The sequence below is a fragment of the Nonomuraea jabiensis genome (assembly GCF_014204795.1).
Classification (GTDB): Bacteria; Actinomycetota; Actinomycetes; order Streptosporangiales; family Streptosporangiaceae; genus Nonomuraea; species Nonomuraea jabiensis.
In genome coordinates, this window is sequence record NZ_JACHMB010000001.1 from 6,802,194 (window position 1) to 6,822,930 (window position 20,737).

Below are 20,737 nucleotides of genomic sequence, written 5' to 3' on the forward strand. Positions count from 1 at the left end.
TTCGCGCTCGGCTAGATCTTCACGGTCGCCGACAGGCGCGGATCGGCCGCGTGGCGGCCCGCCTCGACCGTGTGAACGCCCTCGACGGTCCGCCAGCCGCCCTCCTGCCAGACCTGCAAGGCCCGCTCGGGCAGGAACACGGTGGTGAGCACGCTCTCCCCGGGCGCCGCCTCGACCACGTCGAACCCGGCCAGCGCCCCGTCGACGTACACCTGCACGACCTCGCGGCCCGGGCGGTCGCCCGTATTGGTGACCGCGACCGTCACGGTCATGCCCTCGGCCGCGATCGAGTCGTACGACCAGGTCGTGTAACCCAGGCCGTGCCCGAACCAGAACGCCGGCGCGCGGCCCGAGCGCTCCCACGCCCGGTAGCCGATCACACCGTCCACCGGCATCGCGTCCACCACGGGAGCGTCCCGCAGCCGCCGTGGCCACGTCGTGGGCAGCCGCCCGCCCGGCTCGGCGTCCCCGAACAGCACGTCCGCCAGCGCCGCCCCCGCCTCCTGCCCCGGGAACCAGGTGAGCAGCACGGCCGCCACCTCCTCCGCCCACGGCAGCTCGACCGGCGAACCGGCGTTGACCACCACGACGGTGCGCGGGTTGGCCGCGGCCACCGCGTGGACCAGCTCGTCCTGCCGCCCCGGCAGCCTGAGGTCCGCGCGGTCGAAGCCCTCGCTCTCCACCTCCGGCGTGGTCGCGGCCACGACCACCACCACGTCGCACTCCGCCGCCACGCGCACGGCCTCGGCCATGAGCGCGTCCTCGCCGGGGCCCGGGTTCGCGTGGCCGACCGTGAAGGACCCGAACGCCCCCGCCGGGTGCGTCACGACCACCTCGTGGGCGTGCCCGGCCGCCATCGGCAGGCTGATGCGCCGCTCGGGCGGCGACAGGAACGCCCTGGCGGGGTCGTCGCCGTCCGGGCCGGTGCTCCCGTCGAAGACGGTCTCGCCGTCGACGGTGACGGCGAAGTCGCCCACACCCGCGACCGACAGCTGGTGCTCGCCCGAAACATCCGGTGTGTACGTGGTACGCAGCCGGACCGCCGCCAGCCGGTCGCCGTCCACGTCCGGCGGCCACTGGCCGGTCCACCGCGCCTCGGCCGTGGCCAGCGGCTGCTCCGACAGCACCGCGCCATCGGCGTCCAGGAAGGCGGCCGTGGCGGGGCCGGGGAGCGGGGACAGGCGGGTCCGGGGGTCGGTGCCGAGCGCGTACCGGACCTCGGCCCGCTCGCCGAGTCCCTGCAGCGGCGAGACGATCCGGCCGGGGAAGACCTGCGCGCTCCCGCCGCCCATGATGCGGGCCTCCGCGGCGGCCGCCCCGATCAGGGCGATGGTGCCGACTTCCTGGAACGGGAGGATGCCGTCGTTGGCGAGCAGCGTGAAGGCGCGGGTGGCCACCTCACGGGCCAGCGCCACCCCGTCGATGGCGGGCCCTCCCCGCGGCTCCGCGCCGTGGGCCGCGGGCTGCTCCTCGACGGGTGGGGGCTCCGCATCGTGCAGGGCCCCGACGCGGTGGGCCAGGCGCAGGATGCGGCGCACCCGATCGTCCACGACCGACTCGGGCACCCGCCCCTCCCGCACGGCGGCCTCCAGCCTCTCGCCCCACGGCCCGTGCGGACCCGGCATCGCCACGTCGGTGCCGCCCAGCGCCGCGGCCTCGGTCGTGCGCACCGCCGTCCAGTCCGACACCACGAGCCCGTCGAACCCCCACTCGCCCTTCAGCACCCCGTTCACCAGCTCGGCGTGCTCGGTCATGGTCGTGCCGTTCACCGAGTCGCAGGCGGTCATGAGCCCCCACGCCCCGGCCCGCACCACCCGCTCGAACGGCCGCAGACAGACCTCGCGCAGCGCCTTCTCGCTCACCCGGACGTCCGCGGTGGCGTGGCCGGTCGCGAAGTGCTTCGGGGCGGCGGCCACCCCGCCCTCCTGGACGCCCTCGACGTACGCGGCGCCGATCTCGCCCGTCAGGTACGCATCCTCCGAGAAACACGCGAAATGCCTGCCCCCGAGCGGCGAGCGGTGCAGGTTGATCGTGGGGGCCAGGAGCACGTGCACGCCCTTGCGCCGGGCCTCCTGGGCCAGCAGCCGGCCCACCCGGCGGACCAGGTCCACGTCCCAGGTGGCGGCCAGCGCGGTCGGGCTCGGCAGCGCGATCGAGGGATCGACCGCCCTCCACTGCTCGCCGCGTACGCCGATCGGGCCGTCGCTCATGACGACCCGATCCAGGCCGATCTCGGGCAGCGGCGGGAGCGACCACCTGCCGGCCCCGGTGAGCAGGCGGACCTTGGCGCCGAGGTCGAGCCGGGCGAGGAGCGCGTCGAAGTCCACGACTCCAGTCTTCACCAGCTCGGGTGGGGCTCAGGCGGTGGTGGCGAAGAACTCCAGGAGCTCGGGCACCAACGCCTGCGGGGCCACGTTGTGCGCCTGGCCCTCCAGGACGCGCCGTACCGCGCCCGGCACGGCGGCCGCCACCGCCAGCCCCGCGTTCGCCATCCACCGGGGACTGTCCTCGCCGTTCAGCACCAGTGTCGGCTGCCTGACGGCGGCCAGCCGCCCGGCGGGCAGCGCGTTGCCCGGCCCCAGCACGGCGGCCTCGTAGGCGAGGGTGTGGGCCAGCGCCTCGACCTGCGCCCAGGACGGCTGCGCGCGCATCGCGGCCACCGCCTCCGGCGGCGCCTCGGCCGCCTCCACCATGAACCGCTCGACGGCCTCGTCCCGCCTGCCCGCCCTCACCAGCGCCTCCAGCCGGGCGGCGAAGTCGTCCGGCAGCGGGGGAGCGCTGTCGTCCACGTGGTACGGCGGCTCCCACAGGGCCAGCCTCATGATGGCCGGATTCCGCACCGCGGCCTCGATCGCCAGCGCGGCCCCCGACGAGCCCCCGAACACCATCGCCGACCCGCCCGCCGCCTCGACGACCGCCGCCAGATCCTCGATCTCCCGCTCGACGGCGTACGGCTGGGTGTCCCCGCTGTCGCCGCGTCCCCGGCGGTCGTAGTCGTACACGGTGAACCACGGCGCCAGGGCGGCCGCCACGCCGGCCAGCGTGACGTGCCCCCGCACCCCGAACGCGCCGTGGACCAGGACGACCGCGGGCCCCTCGCCGTAGCTGTCGAAGGCGATGGCGGTCCCGTCCGCCGAGATCGCCTTGCCGCTCAGCCGGCCGGCTGCGCCAGGCACAGGGCCTCCCAGTGGTGTCCGTCGAGGTCGGCGAAGCCGCGCTGGTAGCGGATGCCGTCCTCCTGCTTGACGCCCGCCGGGGTGGCGCCGAGCGCCAGCGCCTTGTCGACCAGCTCGTCCACCTGGGCCGGATTCTCCATGCCCAGCACCAGGATCGCCTCCGTGGCCGTGCCGGCGGCGGCGATCTCCTTGGTGATGTACGAGCCGAACGTCGGCTCGGTCAGCAGCATGACCTGGGTCTGCTCGCTGATGATCACCGATGCCATGCCCTCGGCCATGCCGAACAGGTTGAAGCCGAGTTCTTCGAAGAACTTCTTCGACCGCTCGAGGTCCTTGACCGGCAGATTCACGAACAGCTGCATCTTCCTCGTCCCTTCCTTCGATGTGCCCTCAGTCTGCCGATCGAAGGGGGTGCCGGTCTTGGATCTGGGTGCCAGGGGGATTGACGTTCAGCGCACGGTGTTCAGGCGGCGGTATTCGGCGGGCGGCATCCCGTACGCGCTCTTGAAGAGCCTGCTGAAGTGGGCCGAGTCGGGCAGCCCCCACCGGGCCCCGATCTCGCTCACGGACCGGTTGCCGCCGGCGGCCAGCTCCGCGCGGCAGCGCTCCAGCCGCCGCTGCCGGATCCAGGCGGCCACCGTGGTGTGCTCCGCCTCGAACAGGCGGTGCAGGTAGCGCAGGGAGACGTGGTGCGCGGCGGCGACGGTGGCCGGGTCGAGGCCGACGTCGCCCAGCCGCTGGTCGATGAAGGCGTGGATCTTCATCAACAGCACGCGCCGGCGGGAGTCCTCCGGTAACGCCCGCGTCAGCTCGACGTGTTCGGCGACGGCGGTGCTGACCAGGTCGGTCACGATGCCCGACAGCCTGGCGGCGCTGCCCGGCCGGTACGTCTCGATGTCCTCGGCCACCCGGCGCAGGAGCGGCACGGCCAGCGCCGCGGCGCCGGTCTCGGCGGTGATGGGGACGGCGGCGAGCGCGTCCACGGCGCCGGACGGCAGCGCGAGCAGGTCGCGCGGGAAGCTGAACACCGCGAGCCGCACCGCCGAGTCGTAGGCCAGCTCGTAGGGCCTGGTGAAGTCGTAGATGGCGAACTCGCCCCGGCTGAGCTGCGCGTCCCGCCCGTCCTGGGAGAGCCGCGGGCTGCCCTCCAGGGCCAGCACGACGCGGTACATCTCGGGGCTGCCGCTGTCGATCATGCCCGGGGTGCGGTGCACGCTGTGGGGCGTGGACGTACGGATCCGGCCGACGGTGACCGAGCCCAGCCCGCCGGTCACGATCTCGCCCCGCAGCGGGGCTCCGGGGGCGATCCTGCAGTCGAGCGGGCCGAGCGTGTCACACACGATGCTCCGCCAGGCGTCGTGACGCCGCTTGGCGGGCAGGTCACTCGTGCGGATCAGAACGGCCATGTCCGCTCCCGGGGTCGGCTGCCTGCCATGCTAACCATGCCGCCCCACCTCCGCGGCCGGGTGTGAAGCAGCCCCGGGACCGGTGCGGGCCCGGGGCTGGAGGTTGGCAGGTCAGGCCGTCTGGCGAGCCTCGATGGCCTGCTGGTAGAGGCGGCCCGCCCGGTACGACGAGCGCACGAGCGGCCCCGACAGCACACCGGCGAACCCGATGGCCTCGGCCTCCGCCTGCAGCTCCACGAACTCCTCGGGCTTCACCCACCGCTCCACCGGGTGGTGGCGGGGCGTGGGCCGCAGGTACTGGGTGATGGTCAGCAGGTCGGTGCCGGCCGCGTGCAGGTCGCGCATGGCCTCGACGACCTCCTCGCGCGTCTCGCCCATGCCCAGGATCAGGTTGGACTTGGTGACCAGCCCGGCCTCGCGGGCCATCGTGATCACCGCGAGCGACCGCTCGTAGCGGAACGCGGGACGGATCCGCTTGAAGATCCGCGGCACCGTCTCGATGTTGTGCGCGAACACCTCGGGCCGGCTGGAGAAGACCTCCTCCAGCTGGTCGCGGTTGCCGTTGAAGTCGGGCACCAGCAGCTCGACGCCGCACCCGGGCAGCAGCCCGTGGATCTGGCGGGCCGTCTCGGCGTAGAGCCAGGCGCCGCCGTCGGGCAGGTCGTCGCGGGCCACGCCGGTCACGGTCGCGTACTTCAGGCCCATCTGCTGCACGGACTCGGCCACGCGGCGCGGCTCGTCGCGGTCGTACTCCTTCGGCTTGCCCGTGTCGATCTGGCAGAAGTCGCAGCGGCGCGTGCACTGGTCGCCGCCGATGAGGAAGGTCGCCTCGCGGTCTTCCCAGCACTCGTAGATATTGGGGCAGCCCGCCTCTTCACAGACCGTGTGCAGGCCCTCCCGGCGCACGAGCGATTTCAGCTCGGTGTATTCGGGGCCCGTCTTCAGCTTGGTCTTGATCCACGGGGGCTTGCGCTCGATAGGGGTTTCGGCGTTACGCACCTCCAGGCGGAGGAGCTTTCGGCCTTCAGGGGCAACGGTCACGTCCTCAGCTTACGTCTCCCGGAAAAGCACCCCGGCCGGGGGTCAGGAGATGAGGCCGAAGCCGCGGATCGCGCGCGTGTAGTGGGCGAGCAGCTCGTCGTCGATGCGTTCGGACTCGCGCGTGCCGAGCAGTTCCGAGTGCGGGGGAGTGGCGAGCACCCCGTCGCCGGTGAGCCTGGAGCGGGCCAGCGCGGCCTGCCGGATGGCCGCCACGCTCTCGCCGCGCAGCGCCGCCGCCTGCATCGGCGCCAGGTAGCCGCCGCCGGCCAGCCCGTCGAGCTCGGCGAGGTCCTGTTCGGAGGCGGCCCGCCGGGCCAGCCGCCGCTGCCGGGCCAGGGTACGGCTCTCGCCGGCGCGGGCCAGCCGGGCCAGCGCGTACCGGACCAGGAGCACGGGCCCGCCGAGCACCCGTCCGAGCAGGCGGCCGAACATCCCCGCCACCTCGTACGTGGTCCCCGGGTGGTCCAGCGCGCCCAGCGAGGAGGCCGCGATCTTGGTCTGCGCCTCCTCCCTGACCCGCAGCGGCTCGGCCCCCACCAGCGCGTCCCGCCACGCCTCCAGGGTCAACAGCGCCCCGCTCACGACGAGCTCGTCACCGGTCGGCACCCGCGCGTACGCCGTGGCCAGCAGGGCGACCCGCTGCCTGGGCGACAGCGCCAGCCACAGCGGCAGCCCGATCATCAGGACGGGGGTACGCAGCGGGCCCACGCGGTCGTAGCGCGTCTGCGGGTCCAGGTCCATGACGGCGACCTTGCGCGGCCGCCGGACGCCGACCCGGTCGGCCACGCGCTCCGCGGCGCCGTACAGCTCGGACGCCGAGGAGCGGTCGAGCACCTCGGCGTCGGCGGGCAGGCCGCCCAGGCGGGGCCGCAGCGCCCACCCGATGGCCAGGCTCGCGCCGCCGAACAGCCACGCGAGCAGCGAGCCGGGGTGCCCCAGGATCACCCACGCGCCCAGCGCGACGAAGCCGAGCGTCAGCAGGTGGACCAGAAGGGCGAGTAAGAGAGCGAGGAGGCGCTTCACACGGCCGATCGTAGGCCGTGGGTCATCTGCGGAGAAGGTCCTCTTCGTGGAGATCGTACGACTCCATGCCGAGGGCCTCCGCCAGCCGCTTCTCCGCGATCGGCATGACCTCCTCCACCACGATGCGGCGGCCGGTCTCCGCCGACAGCGAGGAGACGCCGACGTCGGGGATGCCGCACGGCGCGATGCGGTTGAACCAGCGGGGGTCGTTGGCGCAGTTGAGCGCGAAGCCGTGCATGGTGACGCCGCGGGCGACGCGCAGCCCGACCGCGCCGAGCTGGCGGTCGGGCAGGCCCAGGCTGGGATCGCCGACCGCCCAGACGCCCCCGCGCCCCCGCACCCGTCTCGCCGTGACGCCGAAGTCGGCGCAGACCTGGATCATGGCCTCTTCGAGGCGGCAGGCGTAGGCGGTGACGTCGGTGATGCCGACGATCGGGTAGGCCACCAGCTGCCCTGGCCCGTGCCAGGTCAGCCGGCCGCCCCGGTCGACGTCGACGACCGGGGTGCCGTCGGCCGGACGCTCGTGCGGGGCGGTGCGCTTGCCCGCGGTGTAGACGGGCGCGTGCTCGAGGATCAGGACGGTGTCGCTCAGCTCTCCGGCGACCCGCTTGCCGTGCACCCAGCGCTGCAGCGACCAGGCCTGCTCGTAGGGGACGTCGACGCCGAGGCGAACGATGGCGAGTGCGTGGGGATCGTCCCCGTGGATGGGGCGCATGAGCCTATTGTGCCGGTCCCGCCCCCGCGAAGGGTAATCAGGGGGTAAGGAGTCGCGGCTCGATCCTGAACTCCTTGACCCCGCCGGCCCCGTCGCTCTCCACCCGGTACGCGTAGCCGCCCGGCTCGACGGTCACCGCCTGGATGAACTCGGTGCCGACGTAGTGGAGCCCCACGCCCTCGTCGGCGGCGTAGCCGGAGGGCAGCTCGCCGCCGGCCACCGACTGCTGCAGCAGCGGCCGGCGCTGCGGGTCGGAGTCGTAGTGGACGCCGCACGAGTAGGGCAGCAGAGCCATGCCCTCGGCCCACACGCGCAGGTCGGGCCCGAAGGAGTCGGTGTTGCCGCCGACGTGCCAGCACAGCGCGCCCGCGCTCTGGCCGCACAGCACCACCCCGGCCCGCCACGCCTCCTCGAACGCCTCGTCAAGGCCGTGCAAGCGCCACAGGGCCATCAGGTTGGCCACACTGCCACCACTGACGTAGATCATGTCCTGTTCGAGCATCCACGCCCGGGGATCCTCGACATTGGGCATCGGGAACACGGTGAGATGGCTCAACTCGACGTCCCACCCGGCGAAGGCGCCGTACATCTTCAGGATCCAGTCGTCCGAGTCGCCCACCGCGGTGGCGAGCAGGCCCAGCTTCGGCCGGTCCTGCCCGGTCAGGTCGAGGCCGTACCGCAGCAGCGCGCTGGCCTCCAGGAAGCTGTAGCGCCTGCTCGGGCGGAAGGACCCGCCGCCGATGGCGAGGATGTGTGACTGTCCTGACCGGCTCATGTCAAGATTCTCCCACCTGTTGAAGACGGACGGTTCACTACAGTACGGCGCTCAGCGCCTCGTCGAGGCGGGTATGGGCGAACACGTAGCCGCTGTCGAGCAGCTTCCTCGGCTCCACGCGGTGGCCGGGCAGCAGCGCCTCGCGGGCGAACTCGCCGAGCCCCGCGGACAGCGCGAAGCCGGGCACCGGGATCGGCACCGTGCCCCTGCGCAGGGCTTTTCCGAGGGTGAGGGTGAATTCGGCGTTGGTCACGGGCGTGGGCGAGGTGAAATTGACTGGTCCTGTAATGTCGCGATTTTTCAGGACATGCACCGCGGCTCCGACCCAGTCGTCCACGGTGATCCACGACCAGTACTGCTTCCCCGACCCGAGCGGCGCCCCCAGCCCGATCCTGAAGATCGGCAACATCCGCCCGAGCGCCCCGCCCCTCTCGCTGAGCACCAGCCCGGTCCGCATCTGCGCGGTACGGACCCCGGCCTCGCCGGCCCGCCTGGCCTCGCCCTCCCAGCGCACGCACATATCCGCCAGGAAGCCGCTGCCCTTGCCCTGGCTCTCGTCGATCACCCGGTCGCCGGTGTCGCCGTAGAAGTCGACCCCGGAGGCGGACAGGAGCACCTCGGGCTTGCCGGACAGCCCGCCGATCGCCTCGACGAGCACCCGCGTGCTCTGGACCCGGCTGGCGACGAGCTCCCGCTTGTACGCCGGGGTCCACCGCCGCTCACCCACGGACGCGCCCGCCAGGTGCACGACCGCCTGCGCCCCTTCGAGCGCGGCCTGGTCGATCTCCTGCTCGGCCGGGTCCCAGAAGGCCTCGTCGGCCGCGCGCGGGCGGCGCCGTACGAGCCGGACGACCTCCCACCCCTCGGCCCGCAACGCCGGCACCAGCGCCGACCCGAGCAGCCCCGACGCTCCCGTCACGATGATCGCCATAGCTTCACAGTACGCCCGCCCCGCGGCCCGGGCGCGCCAGCCGCGCCAGGCCCCGGGCAGACGAACGGCCGGGCGGCCCCGGAAGGGAGCCGCCCGGCCGTAACGCGCTGATCCAGCCCGGGATCAGGCCCTGGATCAGGCCCGGGATCAGGCCAGGCCGAGCTGGGCCTCGAAGCGGCCCTCCTCCAGACGGCGCTTGACCGTCGTGAGGAAGCGGGCCGCGTCCGCGCCGTCCACCAGGCGGTGGTCGTACGTCAGCGCCAGGTAGACCATCGACCGGACCGCGATGACCTCGCCCTCAGGCGTGTCGATCACGACGGGCCGCTTGACGACGGCGCCGGTGCCCAGCATGCCGACCTGCGGCTGGTTGAGGATCGGCGTGTCGAACAGGGCCCCACGGCTGCCGGTGTTGGTCAGCGTGAACGTGCCGCCGGTGATCTCGTCCGGCGTCACCTTGTTGGCGCGCGTGCGCTCGGCCAGGTCGGCCGTCTTGCGGGCCAGCCCGGCGAGGTTGAGGTCGCCGGCGTTCTTGATGACCGCCGCGATCAGGCCGCGCTCGGTGTCGACCGCGATGCCCAGGTGCTCGACGTCGAAGTACGTGACCTCCATGGTCTCGTTGTTGATCGTCGCGTTGAGCTTCGGGTGCTGCTTGAGCGCCTCGATGGCGGCCAGCTCGAAGAACGGCATGAACGACAGCTTCACGCCCTCGCGGCGCAGGAAGTCGGCCTTCGCCTGGTCGCGCAGCCGCGCGATCTTGGTGACGTCGACCTCGACCACGGTGGTGAGCTGCGCCGCCGTCTGCAGCGACTCGACCAGCTTCTTCGACATCGTCTGGCGCAGCCGCGTCATCTTCTCCGTGCGGCCCCGCAGCGTCGTGTCGACCTCCACGGGCTCGGGACCCGCGGCGACCGGCGCCTGCGCGGCCGGAGCGGCGGCGGGCGCCGGCTGGGCGGCGGCCGGAGCCGGAGCCGCGGCGGGAGCGGGGGCGGCCTGGGCCGCGGCGGCCTTCTCACGCTGCGCCTTGGCGGCCTCGAGCACGTCCTGCTTGCGGATGCGACCGCCGACGCCGGTGCCGTTGATCGCGTCGAGGTTGACCCCGTGCTCGTTGGCCAGCTTGCGCACCAGCGGCGTCACGTACGGGCTCTCGCCCGACGGTACCGGCGCGGGCTCCGCGGGAGCGGCCTGCGGGGCGGGCGCGGGGGCCGCGACCGGGGCGGGCGCCGGAGCGGGGGCGGGGGCGGGGGCCGGAGCGGGCTGCGGGGGAGCCGGCTGCGGGATCGACGAGACCGGGGGAGCCGGGGCGGGCTCGGGCTCGGGCTGCGGAGCCGGCGCGGGCGCCGCCTCGGGCGCCGGGGCGGCGGCGGCCGCCTCGCCCTTCTCGTCGATGACGGCGAGCTCGGCCCCGACCTCGACCGTCTCGTCCTCAGCCACGACGATCTTCGTGAGGACACCCGCGGACGGCGACGGGATCTCGGTGTCGACCTTGTCGGTCGACACCTCGAGGAGCGGCTCGTCCGCCTCGACGCGCTCGCCCTCCTTCTTCAGCCAACGGGTTACGGTGCCCTCGGTCACGCTCTCGCCGAGCTGGGGCATTTGTACGGAGACCGGCATCGTTATTCTTCTCTCGCGTTCTGATCTCGAGGGCTTGGACTAGTTGTGTACGTGCAGCGGCTTGCCGGCCAGGGCCAGCATCGCCTCACCCATGGCCTCGGACTGGGTCGGGTGTGCGTGGATGAGCTGGGCGACCTCTGCGGGCAGCGCCTCCCAGTTGTAGATCAGCTGCCCCTCCGTGACGAGCTCGCCGATGCGCCGGCCCACCATGTGGACACCGACCACCGGGCCGTCCTTCTGGGCGATGACCTTCACGGCGCCCGAGGTGCCGAGGATCTGGCTCTTGGGGTTGCCCGCGAGGTCGTAGACCTGCTCGACGATCTCGATGCCGCGCTCGGCCGCCTGCGCCGACGTGATCCCCACCGAGGCCACCTCGGGGTCGGAGTAGGTGATGCGCGGCACGCCCGCGTAGTCGATGGGCGGCGGGTTGAGGCCGGCGATGTGCTCGGCCACCATGATCCCCTCCGCGAAGCCGGCGTGCGCGAGCTGGAGCGTCGGGATGAGGTCGCCGATGGCGTAGACGCCGGGCACGGAGGTCTGGCAGTGCTCGTCGACCACGACGGCGCCGCGCTCGATGGCGATGCCCTGCTCCTCGAAGCCCATGCCCGCCGACACCGCGCCCCGGCCGACCGCGACGAGCAGCAGCTCGGCGTCGAGGGTCTTGCCGTTGGCCAGCGTGACGACCACGCCCGTCTCGGTGGTCTTGGCGCTGTCGAAGAAGACGCCCAGCTCGTACTTGATGCCGCGGCGGCGGAAGGCCCGCTCCAGCAGCTTGGAGCTGGACTCCTCCTCGGTCGGCAGCAGGTGCGGCAGCGCCTCGACGATCGTGACCTCGGCCCCGAACGAGCGGTAGACGCTCGCCAGCTCGACGCCGATCACGCCGCCGCCCAGCACGATGACGGACGTGGGCACGCGGTCCATCTTCAGGGTGTGCTCGCTGGTGATGACGCGCTCGCCGTCGATCTCCAGGCCCGGCAGCGACCTGGGCGCCGAGCCGGTGGCCAGGACGAGGTTGCGGCCCTCGACGACCTCCTGGCCCACCTGGATCCGGTTGGGGCCGACCAGGCGGCCCTCGCCCTCGACGATCGTCACGCCCGCGCCCTTCAGCAGGCCCTGCACGCCCTTCCAGGCCCGCGTCACGATCTTGTCCTTGAACGCGTGCACGCCCTGCACGTCGATGCCGTCGAAGCGCGCCTTGACGCCGTAGGACTCGCTCTCGCGGGTCTCGTCGGCGACCTCGGCGGAGTGCAGCAGGGCCTTCGTGGGGATGCATCCCCTGTGGAGGCAGGTGCCGCCGATCTTGTCCTTTTCGATCAGCGCGACCGACTTGCCCAGCTCAGCCGCCCGAAGCGCGCAGGCGTAACCGCCGCTGCCGCCACCTAGGACGACGATGTCATAGGCCACAGGAAGGCTCCTTGTCGGGGTGTTCGTGATGCCGTCATCTTTTCATTTGTTTCAGATGCTCGCGTGCCGCTCTGCGAGTCCGATGAGGGTCCGGGTGATGGCACCCGTGCCGCCCTTCGGGGTGTAACCGTACGGCTCGCCCTTGTTGAAGGCGGGACCGGCCATGTCGATGTGGGCCCAGCGCACGCCGTCGGGCACGAATTCCTTCAGGAAGATGCCCGCCGCCAGCATGCTGCCCCATCGCTCCGGCTGGAGGTTGGCGATGTCGGCGATCGGCGAGTCGAGGCCCTTGCGCAGCTCCTCCGGGAGCGGCATGCCCCACGCGCCCTCGCCGGCGGCCTTCGCGGCCTCGACGACCAGCTCCCTGGCGGCGTCGTCGTTGGCCATGACGCCGGCGGTGCGCCAGCCGAGGGCGACGATCTGCGCGCCGGTGAGCGTGGCCACGTCGACGATCAGGTCGGGCTCGTCCTGCGCGGCCCTGGCGATGCCGTCCATGAGCACCAGGCGGCCCTCGGCGTCGGTGTCGAGCACCTCGACGGTCTTGCCGCTGTAGCTGTGGATGACGTCGGAGGGGCGCTGCGCGGTGCCGCTCGGCAGGTTTTCGGCCAGGCAGAGGTAGCCGACGGCGTTGACCGGCAGGCCGAGCCGGGCGATGCCGATCATGGCGCCGAGCACCGCGCCCGCGCCGCCCATGTCGGACTTCATCCAGTCCATCGAGGCCGACGGCTTGAGTGACAGGCCGCCGGAGTCGAACGTGATGCCCTTGCCCACGAACGCCAGCCGCTTGCCGGCCTCGGGGTGGGTGTAGGAGAGGCGGACCAGGCGCGGCGGGTTGGCAGAGCCCTGGCCGACGCCGATGAGGCCGCCGTAGCCGCCGTCCTTGAGCTGCTTGTCGTCGAGCACCTCGACGCTCAGCCCCGCCTTGGTGCCCTCCTGCTCGGCGATCTCGGCGAACTTGGCCGGCCACAGGTCGGACGGAGGCGTGTTGACCAGGTCGCGGACCAGGGCGACCGAGTCGGCCAGCACGCCCGCGCGCTCGGCCACGCCGTCGGGCTGGCCCGAGACCACGGTGAGCTCGGCGACCGGGGCCTTCTGCTCGCCGTTCGTGCGGTAGCGGGCGAAGGCGTACGCGCCGAGCAGGCCGCCGAGCGCGACGGCCTCGGCCTCCTCGGGCGTGCCGGTGGGCAGGGCGAGCGCGGCGCTGGAGGTGCCGGCGAGCGACCGTACGGCGGCGCCGGCGGCGCGGCGCAGACCCTCGGCGTCGGGCGAGTCGCCCAGACCCACCGCGACCAGCAGCGGGGCGGCGATGGCGCCGAACGTGGGAAGCTTGGCCACCTCGCCGGCCTTGCCGGTGAAGGCGACGGCGCGCAGGGAGTCGGCGAGCTTGCCGCCGAAGGCGGCCTCGAGCGACTCGGCGCCCGTGGCGGCGCGGGGGCCGTCCTGTCCTGACCTGAAGCCGACGATCAACGCGTCGGTGGCGATGGAGACTGGATCTGCTGAGTTCAGCCGCACAGTGGTCACGTAAACCGATGCTATCCAGGTCTTCTGCGTACTCACAAACAGGGGTTCATCCTACCAATCGCGCGTCATGAAGAATGGTGCTAGTGTCATTAGCATCATGCTGCTGACGCTCGATCTCAACGACGCCCGGCCCCTGCACGAGCAGGTGGCGGGCGCCATCCGCCGCGCCATCGGAGAGGGCTCCTACCGGCCCGGCGACCGCCTGCCGCCGGCCCGCGACCTGGCCCAGGTGCTCGGCATCAACCCCAACACCGTGCTGCGCGCGCTGCGCGACCTGCGCGACGAGGGACTGCTGGAGTTCAGGCGGGGCCGGGGGGTCAGCGTCGCGGGGCGCGCCGACGGTCGCGCCCTGCTCGCGCAGCGGGCCCGCGAACTGCTGGACGAGGCCCGCAAGTACGGCTACGGCCGCGACGACCTCATCGCCATACTGGAGGACCTGCCGTGAATCCTCGAATCACCGCCGTCATATGGGGGTTGTTCGTCCTCGCCGCGCAGATCGCGCTGCCGCTGGCCATGCGCGACCGGTTGCCCGACCCGCTGGCCATCCGCTGGGAGCTGGGCGGCCCGGCCATCCGCTCGATGTCCTTGACCACGTACATCGTGGTCATGTTCCTGACGTGGGCGGTGCTCTGGCTGGTCGCGCTGGCCGCGGCCGAGCGGGCCACGGCGCGCAGGCAGAGCCGGACGGTGTGGTGGGGCGGGCTGTTCGGCATGGGTGCGCTCGCGCTCGGCGTCAACGTCACGACCGTGCTCGCCAACCTCGACGCGCCCGACTGGGCCGCGACCCGGCTGCCCGGCTGGCAGGTCCTCGGGGTCATCGTGGGCGGGACCGGCCTCGCCGTGCTCGCGGGATATCTGCGCAGGGGCGCGCCCGACGCGGATTTCGCCCGCCGGACCCCGCCCCTGCTGCGGCTCGGGGCCGGCCGGCGCACCGTGTGGGTCGGCCACGTCGCCAACAGGTGGCTGGCGCTGCTCCCGGTCGCCGCGCTGGCCGCCGCCCTGATACTGGGCCTGCTCTACGTCACCGGTCTGATGTCCGGCGTGACGGCGACGTCGGTCCTGCCCGGGCTCGTCCTCGTGCTGGCGGCCGGGGTGCTGACCTCTTCCGTGTCCGTGCAGGTCGGCGACGGCCGGGTGGCCATCCAGTTCGGCCCGCTCGGCTGGCCGGCGCGCAGGATCCCCCTGTCACGGATCGAGTCGGCCTGGTCGGAGACGCGCCATCCGGCCGAGGTCGGGGGCTGGGGCATCCGCGGGCTGCCCGGCAGTTCGACCATCATGCTGCGTGGCGGCGAGTGCCTGGTCCTCCGCTACCGCTCCGGCGGCCGGCTGGCGATCAGCATCGACGACGCCGAACGCGGCGCATCCCTCATCAACGCCCTCATCGCGGAGCGTGTGGAGCAATGAAACGACCTCTCCTCATCTTCATCGTCCTGGCCTTCGGGCTGTCGTGGGCGGCGGCGCTGCCCCTCTGGTTCGCCGGCGGGATCGGCTCGCCGCTGCTGCGGCCGCTGGCCACGCTGATGATGTTCACCCCGTCGGTGGGGGTGCTCGGCGTGTGGGCGGTCACGCGCACGCCGTTCCGCGAGTGGGCCAGGCAGACCGGGCTCACGCTGGGCGAGCGCAAGGGGCGCACGGGCGTCCTCATCCTGACGGCCTGGCTCGGGATGCCGCTGCTGCTGCTCCTGGCGGTGGGCCTCAGCGCCGCCGTCGGGCTGTTCTCGCTGGACCTCGACCAGTTCAGCCTGTTCAGGGCGGTGCTGCGGGCCCAGGGCGTGGGCGTGCCCGAGAGCCTCACCGCGGCGATCGTGCTGCAGATCGGGGTCGGCGTGATCGCCGGGCCCGTGCTGAACGCCATCCCCGCGCTGGGGGAGGAGTGGGGCTGGCGGGGCTGGCTGCTGCCCCGGCTCGTCGCCACCAACGGCATGCTCCTCGGGCTGGTCTACACCGGCGTCATCTGGGGCCTGTGGCACGCCCCCCTCACCCTCCTGGGCTACAACTACCCGCGGCTCAGCTCCTGGGCGGCGCTGTTCTTCGTGGGCTTCTGCGTCCTGTTCGGGGTGCTGATCGGGTGGCTGCGGCTGCGCACGGGCAGCGTGTGGCCGGCCGTCGTGGCCCACGGCTCGCTGAACGCCGTCGCCCAGCCCGTCCTGCTGCTCGGCGACGCCGCCGCGCCGCCGAACGAGGTGCTGGTCGGCCTGACCGGCCTGGTGGGCTGGTTCCTCATGGCGCTCCTCGGCGCGGCCCTGCTCCGCTTCTATCCGGTACGGGTGCCGCAGCCGGTCGCCTCACCCTCGTGATCCCGGGGGCGCTCAGCCGAGGATCGCGCACACCGCCAATGTGGTGGCCGTGGCCGCTTCGACCAGCGCCCCCAGAACGTCACCGGTGATCCCGCCGAGGCGTCGCCGCGCGTGCCCGAGCAGCAGGAGGGCGGCGGCGAGCCCGGCGAGCAGGCCGAGGGGCAGCAGGAGCCCGCCGGAGAGGCCGTTGGAGAGGCCGTTGGAGAGCCCGTTGGAGATGCCGCCGGAGAGATCGCTGGAGATGCCGCCGGAGAGGTCGTGCGGGGATTTTTCGGCGGCGGGCGTCAGGCCGGCCGCGGCGGCGGCGAGGAGCGCGGCCAGGGTGGCGAGCAAGGGGGCGGGGCGGCGTACCGTGCCGGCGACCATCGCGCCGAGCCCGTCGGGGCGGGCGGCGGGCACGCCTGCCCGGCAGGCCCAGGTCAGCGCCAGCCGCCCGGCCACGCAGGCCGTCACCAGCGCCGCGTACCCGGCCCCGGCCGCCGCGACGACCTGGACGACCAGCGTCAGCACCAGCGTCATCACGCCGAACGGCCCGATGTCCGACTTTTTCATGATGTCGAGCGCCTGAGCGGCCGGCTTGCCGCTGCCCAGCCCGTCCGCCAGGTCGGCGAGCCCGTCCAGGTGCAGCCCCCGGCTCAGCACGGCCAGCAGCCCGACCGCCAGCGCCGCCCCCAGCAGCGGCGGCCCCGGCAGGAACAACGGCAGCCCGGCGACCAGCCCGAGCGCCAGCCCGACCAGCGGGGCCAGCGTCATCGCCTGCCCCGCGACCTCCCGATCCACCCGCTCGACGCGCACCGGGAAGACGCTGAGAGTGCCGATCGCCAACGACAGGCCATGCGGAAGGCGCATATCGGACGATCGTAGGCCCACTAGTGTGGCGGGATGCACGTGGTTGAACTCGAAGGCGTAGCTGTCCGAGTTGTCGGCAAGGCGCTGCTGGACAGCGTCGATTGGCAGGTGGACTACGGCGACCACTGGGTGGTCCTCGGCCCCAACGGCGCGGGCAAGACGACGCTGCTCTCCCTGGCGGGCGCCGTCCGGCACCCCACCGAGGGCGCGGTCAAGGTGCTCGGCCACAAGCTCGGCCGGGTGGACGTGCGGGAACTGCGCCGCCACATCGGCCTGGTCGCGGCCAGCCAGCGGCTGATCGACGAGGAGCTGATGGAGCAGGAGGGCGCGACCGCGCACACCGTGGTGCTCACCGGGCACACGGGGACGAGCGTTCCCCTGTGGGACAAGTACGGCGAAGCCGAGCGCGACCGGGCCCACCGGCTGCTGGCCGACCTGGGCTGCAAGGACCTGGCGGACCGGCCGTTCCGCGTGTGCTCGCAGGGCGAGCGGGCCAGGATCAGGGTGGCCAGGTCGCTCATGGCGGACCCGGCGGTGCTGCTGCTCGACGAGCCGTTCGCGGGGCTCGACCTGCCGGCCAGGGAGGACCTCATCGCCGCCGTCGAGGACCTGGCCACGACCCGGCCCGTCCTGACCACCGTGACGGTGACGCACCACCTGGAGGAGGTCCCGGCGACGACCTCCCACGCGATGCTCATGCGCGACGCCAGGGTGCTGGCCGCGGGGCCGGTGGAGGAGGTCCTCACCCCGGACAACCTCTCGGAGTGCTTCGGCCGCCCCCTCCACGTGGACCGGCTCGACGGCCGCTGGTACGCCCGCGCCGTCCGCCCGTAGCGGTCACAGTTCCAGCAGGCGCCCCGCCACCACGAGGGCCACGTACTCGGACTCGGCCGCGAGGCGTTCGTTGAGGCGGCCGAGCTCGTCCCGGAAGCTCCGCCCGCTGGACGTGGCGGGCACCACGCCCATCCCCACCTCGTCGGAGACCGCCACGAGGCGCACGGGCGTCCGCCGCCAGGCCGTCACGAGCTCGTCGCAGCGTTCGCGGACGGGAGCGCGGTCGCCCTCCCAGGCCCCGTGCTCGTCGAACACCGCCGTCAGCCACGTCCCGAGCCCGTCGATCAGCAGCGGTGCGGTGGCCTGCCGGATGGCCGAGACGAGGTCGGCGGTCTCGACGGTGGCCCAGTGCGCGGGCCGCCGCTCCCGGTGCGCCCGCACCCGGGCCGCCCACTCGCCGTCCCCCGCGCCGCTCGGGCCGGTGGCCACGTAGGTGACGTACGGCTCGGCCGCCAGCCGCAGCTCGGCCTCGGCCGACTTCCCGGACCGCGACCCGCCCAGCAGCAACGTCCGCCACGGCGCCGTGACGGGGCCGCCGGGGAGCACGCCACCGCCGCCGGGCCCCGTTCCGATGACCGTCCCGATGACCGTCCCACTGGTCGTCCCGGGAAGCGCCTGGCCGGTCTCCAGCGCCGTCCCGTCGGGAACGGCCAGCGCGCCCCACAGCCGCAGGCGCCTGGCCAGCTCCTCCTCCGAGCGGATCCGGTGGTCCAGCCCGACGGCCACCACCGCGGTCCGGTCGTCCGCCAGCCCCGCCCGCCGCAGCTCCCCGAGCCGCTCGGGCCGGTCGAGCAGGTCGATCAGGACCACGTCGTACCTGGCGGGCCCGTCCTGAGGCACCGGCCGTCCCTTCGGCAGGCAGAGCAGCCGGGAGCCGTCGGGGCCGGCCAGCCCCAGCCCGCCCGCGCAGGCCCGGTAGCCGCTCGGCGGATCGTCGAAGGGAAAGCGGGCCACGCCGTCCACGACCAGCTCGAACGGGCGCCGGTGGCCGGACGGGAGCCCGGCGCACGAGGCGCACCGGCAGCCGGGCTCCGGCCATCCGGAGCCGCCCGCCGTGCCGGAGACAAGGATTTTCACCGCGCCGAGCGTAGCGTCACCGGCCGGCCGGGTGGATGGAACGTTCCAGGTCAGGCGTGGGTCCTGGAGCGGCGGCGGGTGGCCGCCACGGTGCCGCCCGCCAGGAGGGCGAGCACGCCGGCTCCGGCCGCGACCAGCGTGATCGGCAGGCCGCTCCCGGACGGCGCGGCGGACGTGGCGGACGCGGCGGCGTCCGTCAGCTCGGTGCCGCCCTTCTCCCGGGACGGATAGTCCGCGACCGCCACGACGGCCCCCTGGGCGTCCACGCGGACCTTGGCGGTGGAGGCGAGGAGCTGGGCGGCGGTGGCGTTCTCGGCGCCCGTGACGCACTTGGGCGCGATCTGCCCGGGAGGCCGCTCGCCGGGGTAGGCGTCGGCCTCCCCGTCGCCGAAGTCCACCGCGACCACCACGCGCTTGTGCCCGGACCCGGCCGCGTCCCTGCCGCACACCGCCTGGAACGACGGCAGGTCCCCGCCGGGAGACTCGCCCCTCGCCCCGTCCGGGGCCACGGAGAAGCGCCACCCGATGACCGAGCCGTCCGGCGGGGCGGCGTCGGCCGTCACGGCCAGCCAGGCCGTCCCGTCGCTCTGCCACGCGCTCCACGTACGCGGGACCCCAGGGTCGGCCGGAGCGTCGGCCAGAGCGGAGGAGGGGAGTGAGAGTAAGGCGGCCGCCCCGAGGGCGACCCCGGCCGCAACACGATACGCGCGCAGCATCGATTGACCTCCAAGCTCGGGAGTAGGGTTCCAGTGCCTGCGGAGGGTGCGCCGGCGAACCCGCGGAAAAGGAGCGTATGGCATGACATGGCGGTGGCGTTATGAAAATGCAAATGGTGGTGAGGTAACGGATCGCCCTTTGCCGCGAGAAGTTTTTCCGAGCCAGGCCGACGCGGAGTCCTGGCTCGGCGAGAACTGGCGTGACCTGCTCGAATCGGGAGTTGAGCAGGTGGCCTTGCTCGAAGAGGACCGCGTGGAGTACACGGGATTGTCATTGCGCCAGGAGTGATCTGAGGTGAATGAAAAGCCCCTTGAGCGCCATTGTGGCTCAAGGGGCTTTTTCTGGGGTGGGGGACGGGTTACGGGCGGGTGCTCGGGCTCTGCGTCTTGGCCGGGTCGCGCTCCACGACCGGGCCCAGCACGTCGTCGATCCGCTTGAGCACGTCGGCGTCCAGCTTCACGCCCGCGGCCTTGACGTTGTCACGCACCTGCTCGGGGCGGCTGGCCCCGACGATGGCGCTGGAGACGTTCGGGTTCTGCAGCACCCAGGCGACGGCCAGCTGCGCCATGCTCAGCCCGAGGTCGGCGGCGATCGGCTTGAGCTCCTGGACGCGGGTCAGCACGTCGTCGTTCATGAAGCGGGCGATCATGGCGCTGCCGCTGTTGTCGGTCGCCCGGGAACCCTCCGGCGGCTGCTGCCCGGGCAGGTACTTGCCCGTGAGCACGCCCTGGCCGATGGGCGACCAGACGATCTGGCCGATGCCCTCCTTCTCGCTCAGCGGCACGATCTCGCCCTCGATGACCCGCCACAGCATCGAGTACTGGGGCTGGTTCGAGACGATCCGGTCGAAGCCCATCTCGTCGGCGATCTTCAGGGCCTGGGCGATCTGGTCGGCGTTCCACTCGCTGACGCCGACGTAGAGGACCTTGCCCTGGCGTACGAGGTCGTCGAACGTCTTGAGCGTCTCCTCCAGCGGCGTCTCGTAGTCGAACCGGTGCGCCTGGTACAGGTCGACGTAGTCGGTCTGCAGGCGGCGCAGCGAGCCGTTGATGGACTCGGTGATGTGCTTGCGTGACAGGCCGCGGTCGTTCTGGCCGGGGCCGGTCGGCCAGTAGACCTTGGTGAAGATCTCCAGCGACTCCCTTCGCACGCCCTTCAGCGCGCGGCCGAGCACCTCCTCGGCCTTCGTCGCCGCGTAGACGTCTGCGGTGTCGAACGTGGTGATGCCCTCGTCGAGCGCCGCCTGCACGCACTGCTTGGCGGCGTCCTCCTCGACCTGGGAGCCGTGGGTGAGCCAGTTTCCGTAGCTGATCTCGCTGACTTTGAGACCACTACGACCGAGGTGTCGGAATTCCATGCA

21 protein-coding genes are annotated in these 20,737 nt (G+C 72.9%); 5 read left to right on the forward strand and 16 right to left on the reverse strand.

What is annotated here, in order from left to right:
* Window positions 1-11: 11 nt before the first annotated feature.
* The 12 genes from HD596_RS31090 to HD596_RS31145 form a co-directional block, all read right to left on the reverse strand.
* The gene (locus HD596_RS31090) at window positions 12-2,327 is read right to left on the reverse strand and encodes a glycoside hydrolase family 3 C-terminal domain-containing protein (protein ID WP_185078819.1); all 2,316 of its coding nucleotides are present in this window, start codon (window positions 2,325-2,327) and stop codon (window positions 12-14) included.
* A 30-nt stretch (window positions 2,328-2,357) separates the two neighbouring features.
* A complete protein-coding gene (locus tag HD596_RS31095; protein ID WP_185072814.1) occupies window positions 2,358-3,176 on the reverse strand; it encodes an alpha/beta fold hydrolase in 819 nt (272 codons plus the stop codon).
* Window positions 3,152-3,538, reverse strand: a complete 387-nt coding sequence (locus HD596_RS31100; RefSeq protein WP_185072815.1) for a VOC family protein — start codon at window positions 3,536-3,538, stop codon at window positions 3,152-3,154. Before HD596_RS31100 ends, HD596_RS31095 begins: the two co-directional genes overlap by 25 nt.
* A gap of 87 nt (window positions 3,539-3,625) precedes the next feature.
* Entirely contained in the window at window positions 3,626-4,582 is a 957-nt protein-coding gene (locus tag HD596_RS31105; protein ID WP_185072816.1) for an AraC-like ligand-binding domain-containing protein, read from the reverse strand.
* 111 nt (window positions 4,583-4,693) lie between these two features.
* On the reverse strand, window positions 4,694-5,623 hold the full coding sequence (gene lipA, locus HD596_RS31110; RefSeq protein WP_185072817.1) for a lipoyl synthase: 930 nt from the start codon (window positions 5,621-5,623) through the stop codon (window positions 4,694-4,696).
* 42 nt (window positions 5,624-5,665) lie between these two features.
* A complete protein-coding gene (locus HD596_RS31115; protein WP_185072818.1) occupies window positions 5,666-6,646 on the reverse strand; it encodes a M48 family metallopeptidase in 981 nt (326 codons plus the stop codon).
* A 22-nt stretch (window positions 6,647-6,668) separates the two neighbouring features.
* Window positions 6,669-7,361 (reverse strand): lipoyl(octanoyl) transferase LipB, encoded by a 693-nt coding sequence (lipB, locus tag HD596_RS31120; RefSeq protein ID WP_185072819.1) that lies wholly within the window; start codon window positions 7,359-7,361, stop codon window positions 6,669-6,671.
* Window positions 7,362-7,398: 37 nt separating this feature from the next.
* Window positions 7,399-8,136, reverse strand: a complete 738-nt coding sequence (locus tag HD596_RS31125) for a Type 1 glutamine amidotransferase-like domain-containing protein (RefSeq protein ID WP_185072820.1) — start codon at window positions 8,134-8,136, stop codon at window positions 7,399-7,401.
* Window positions 8,137-8,173: 37 nt separating this feature from the next.
* Window positions 8,174-9,067, reverse strand: coding sequence for a TIGR01777 family oxidoreductase (locus tag HD596_RS31130; RefSeq protein ID WP_185072821.1), 894 nt, complete (start codon window positions 9,065-9,067; stop codon window positions 8,174-8,176).
* A 147-nt stretch (window positions 9,068-9,214) separates the two neighbouring features.
* Window positions 9,215-10,678 carry a 2-oxoglutarate dehydrogenase, E2 component, dihydrolipoamide succinyltransferase gene (gene sucB, locus HD596_RS31135; RefSeq protein ID WP_185072822.1) on the reverse strand — a complete coding sequence of 488 codons (1,464 nt, stop codon included), beginning with the start codon at window positions 10,676-10,678 and terminating at the stop codon, window positions 9,215-9,217.
* A 39-nt stretch (window positions 10,679-10,717) separates the two neighbouring features.
* Window positions 10,718-12,082 carry a dihydrolipoyl dehydrogenase gene (gene lpdA, locus HD596_RS31140; RefSeq protein WP_185072823.1) on the reverse strand — a complete coding sequence of 455 codons (1,365 nt, stop codon included), beginning with the start codon at window positions 12,080-12,082 and terminating at the stop codon, window positions 10,718-10,720.
* Between the two features lie 51 nt (window positions 12,083-12,133).
* Window positions 12,134-13,603 (reverse strand): leucyl aminopeptidase, encoded by a 1,470-nt coding sequence (locus HD596_RS31145; protein WP_185072824.1) that lies wholly within the window; start codon window positions 13,601-13,603, stop codon window positions 12,134-12,136.
* A 97-nt stretch (window positions 13,604-13,700) separates the two neighbouring features.
* Here HD596_RS31145 and HD596_RS31150 point away from each other — a divergent pair, with 97 nt between their 5' ends.
* The 3 genes from HD596_RS31150 to HD596_RS31160 are packed head-to-tail and all read left to right on the forward strand — an operon-like array spanning window position 13,701 to window position 15,900.
* The gene (locus HD596_RS31150) at window positions 13,701-14,048 is read left to right on the forward strand and encodes a GntR family transcriptional regulator (RefSeq protein ID WP_185072825.1); all 348 of its coding nucleotides are present in this window, start codon (window positions 13,701-13,703) and stop codon (window positions 14,046-14,048) included.
* Window positions 14,045-15,007 (forward strand): DUF1648 domain-containing protein, encoded by a 963-nt coding sequence (locus HD596_RS31155; RefSeq protein WP_185072826.1) that lies wholly within the window; start codon window positions 14,045-14,047, stop codon window positions 15,005-15,007. The genes HD596_RS31150 and HD596_RS31155 overlap by 4 nt, the downstream gene beginning before the upstream one ends.
* Window positions 15,004-15,900, forward strand: coding sequence for a CPBP family intramembrane glutamic endopeptidase (locus HD596_RS31160; RefSeq protein ID WP_185072827.1), 897 nt, complete (start codon window positions 15,004-15,006; stop codon window positions 15,898-15,900). Before HD596_RS31155 ends, HD596_RS31160 begins: the two co-directional genes overlap by 4 nt.
* A gap of 12 nt (window positions 15,901-15,912) precedes the next feature.
* On the opposite strand, the gene HD596_RS31165 is transcribed toward HD596_RS31160, so the two are convergent.
* Window positions 15,913-16,749, reverse strand: coding sequence for an adenosylcobinamide-GDP ribazoletransferase (locus HD596_RS31165; protein ID WP_185072828.1), 837 nt, complete (start codon window positions 16,747-16,749; stop codon window positions 15,913-15,915).
* Between the two features lie 33 nt (window positions 16,750-16,782).
* Here HD596_RS31165 and HD596_RS31170 point away from each other — a divergent pair, with 33 nt between their 5' ends.
* Complete coding sequence (locus HD596_RS31170) at window positions 16,783-17,583, forward strand: ABC transporter ATP-binding protein (RefSeq protein WP_185072829.1); 801 nt, start codon at window positions 16,783-16,785, stop codon at window positions 17,581-17,583.
* Between the two features lie 3 nt (window positions 17,584-17,586).
* On the opposite strand, the gene HD596_RS31175 is transcribed toward HD596_RS31170, so the two are convergent.
* Both HD596_RS31175 and HD596_RS31180 read right to left on the reverse strand, forming a co-directional pair.
* The gene (locus tag HD596_RS31175) at window positions 17,587-18,660 is read right to left on the reverse strand and encodes a bifunctional adenosylcobinamide kinase/adenosylcobinamide-phosphate guanylyltransferase (protein ID WP_185072830.1); all 1,074 of its coding nucleotides are present in this window, start codon (window positions 18,658-18,660) and stop codon (window positions 17,587-17,589) included.
* Window positions 18,661-18,710: 50 nt separating this feature from the next.
* Window positions 18,711-19,376 carry an SCO2322 family protein gene (locus HD596_RS31180; protein WP_185072831.1) on the reverse strand — a complete coding sequence of 222 codons (666 nt, stop codon included), beginning with the start codon at window positions 19,374-19,376 and terminating at the stop codon, window positions 18,711-18,713.
* An 82-nt stretch (window positions 19,377-19,458) separates the two neighbouring features.
* Between HD596_RS31180 and HD596_RS31185 the strand changes: the two genes are divergently transcribed.
* On the forward strand, window positions 19,459-19,665 hold the full coding sequence (locus HD596_RS31185) for a hypothetical protein (protein ID WP_185072832.1): 207 nt from the start codon (window positions 19,459-19,461) through the stop codon (window positions 19,663-19,665).
* 70 nt (window positions 19,666-19,735) lie between these two features.
* Here HD596_RS31185 and HD596_RS31190 read toward each other — a convergent pair whose 3' ends face one another.
* Window positions 19,736-20,734, reverse strand: a complete 999-nt coding sequence (locus tag HD596_RS31190) for an aldo/keto reductase family protein (RefSeq protein WP_185072833.1) — start codon at window positions 20,732-20,734, stop codon at window positions 19,736-19,738.
* Window positions 20,735-20,737: the final 3 nt, after the last annotated feature.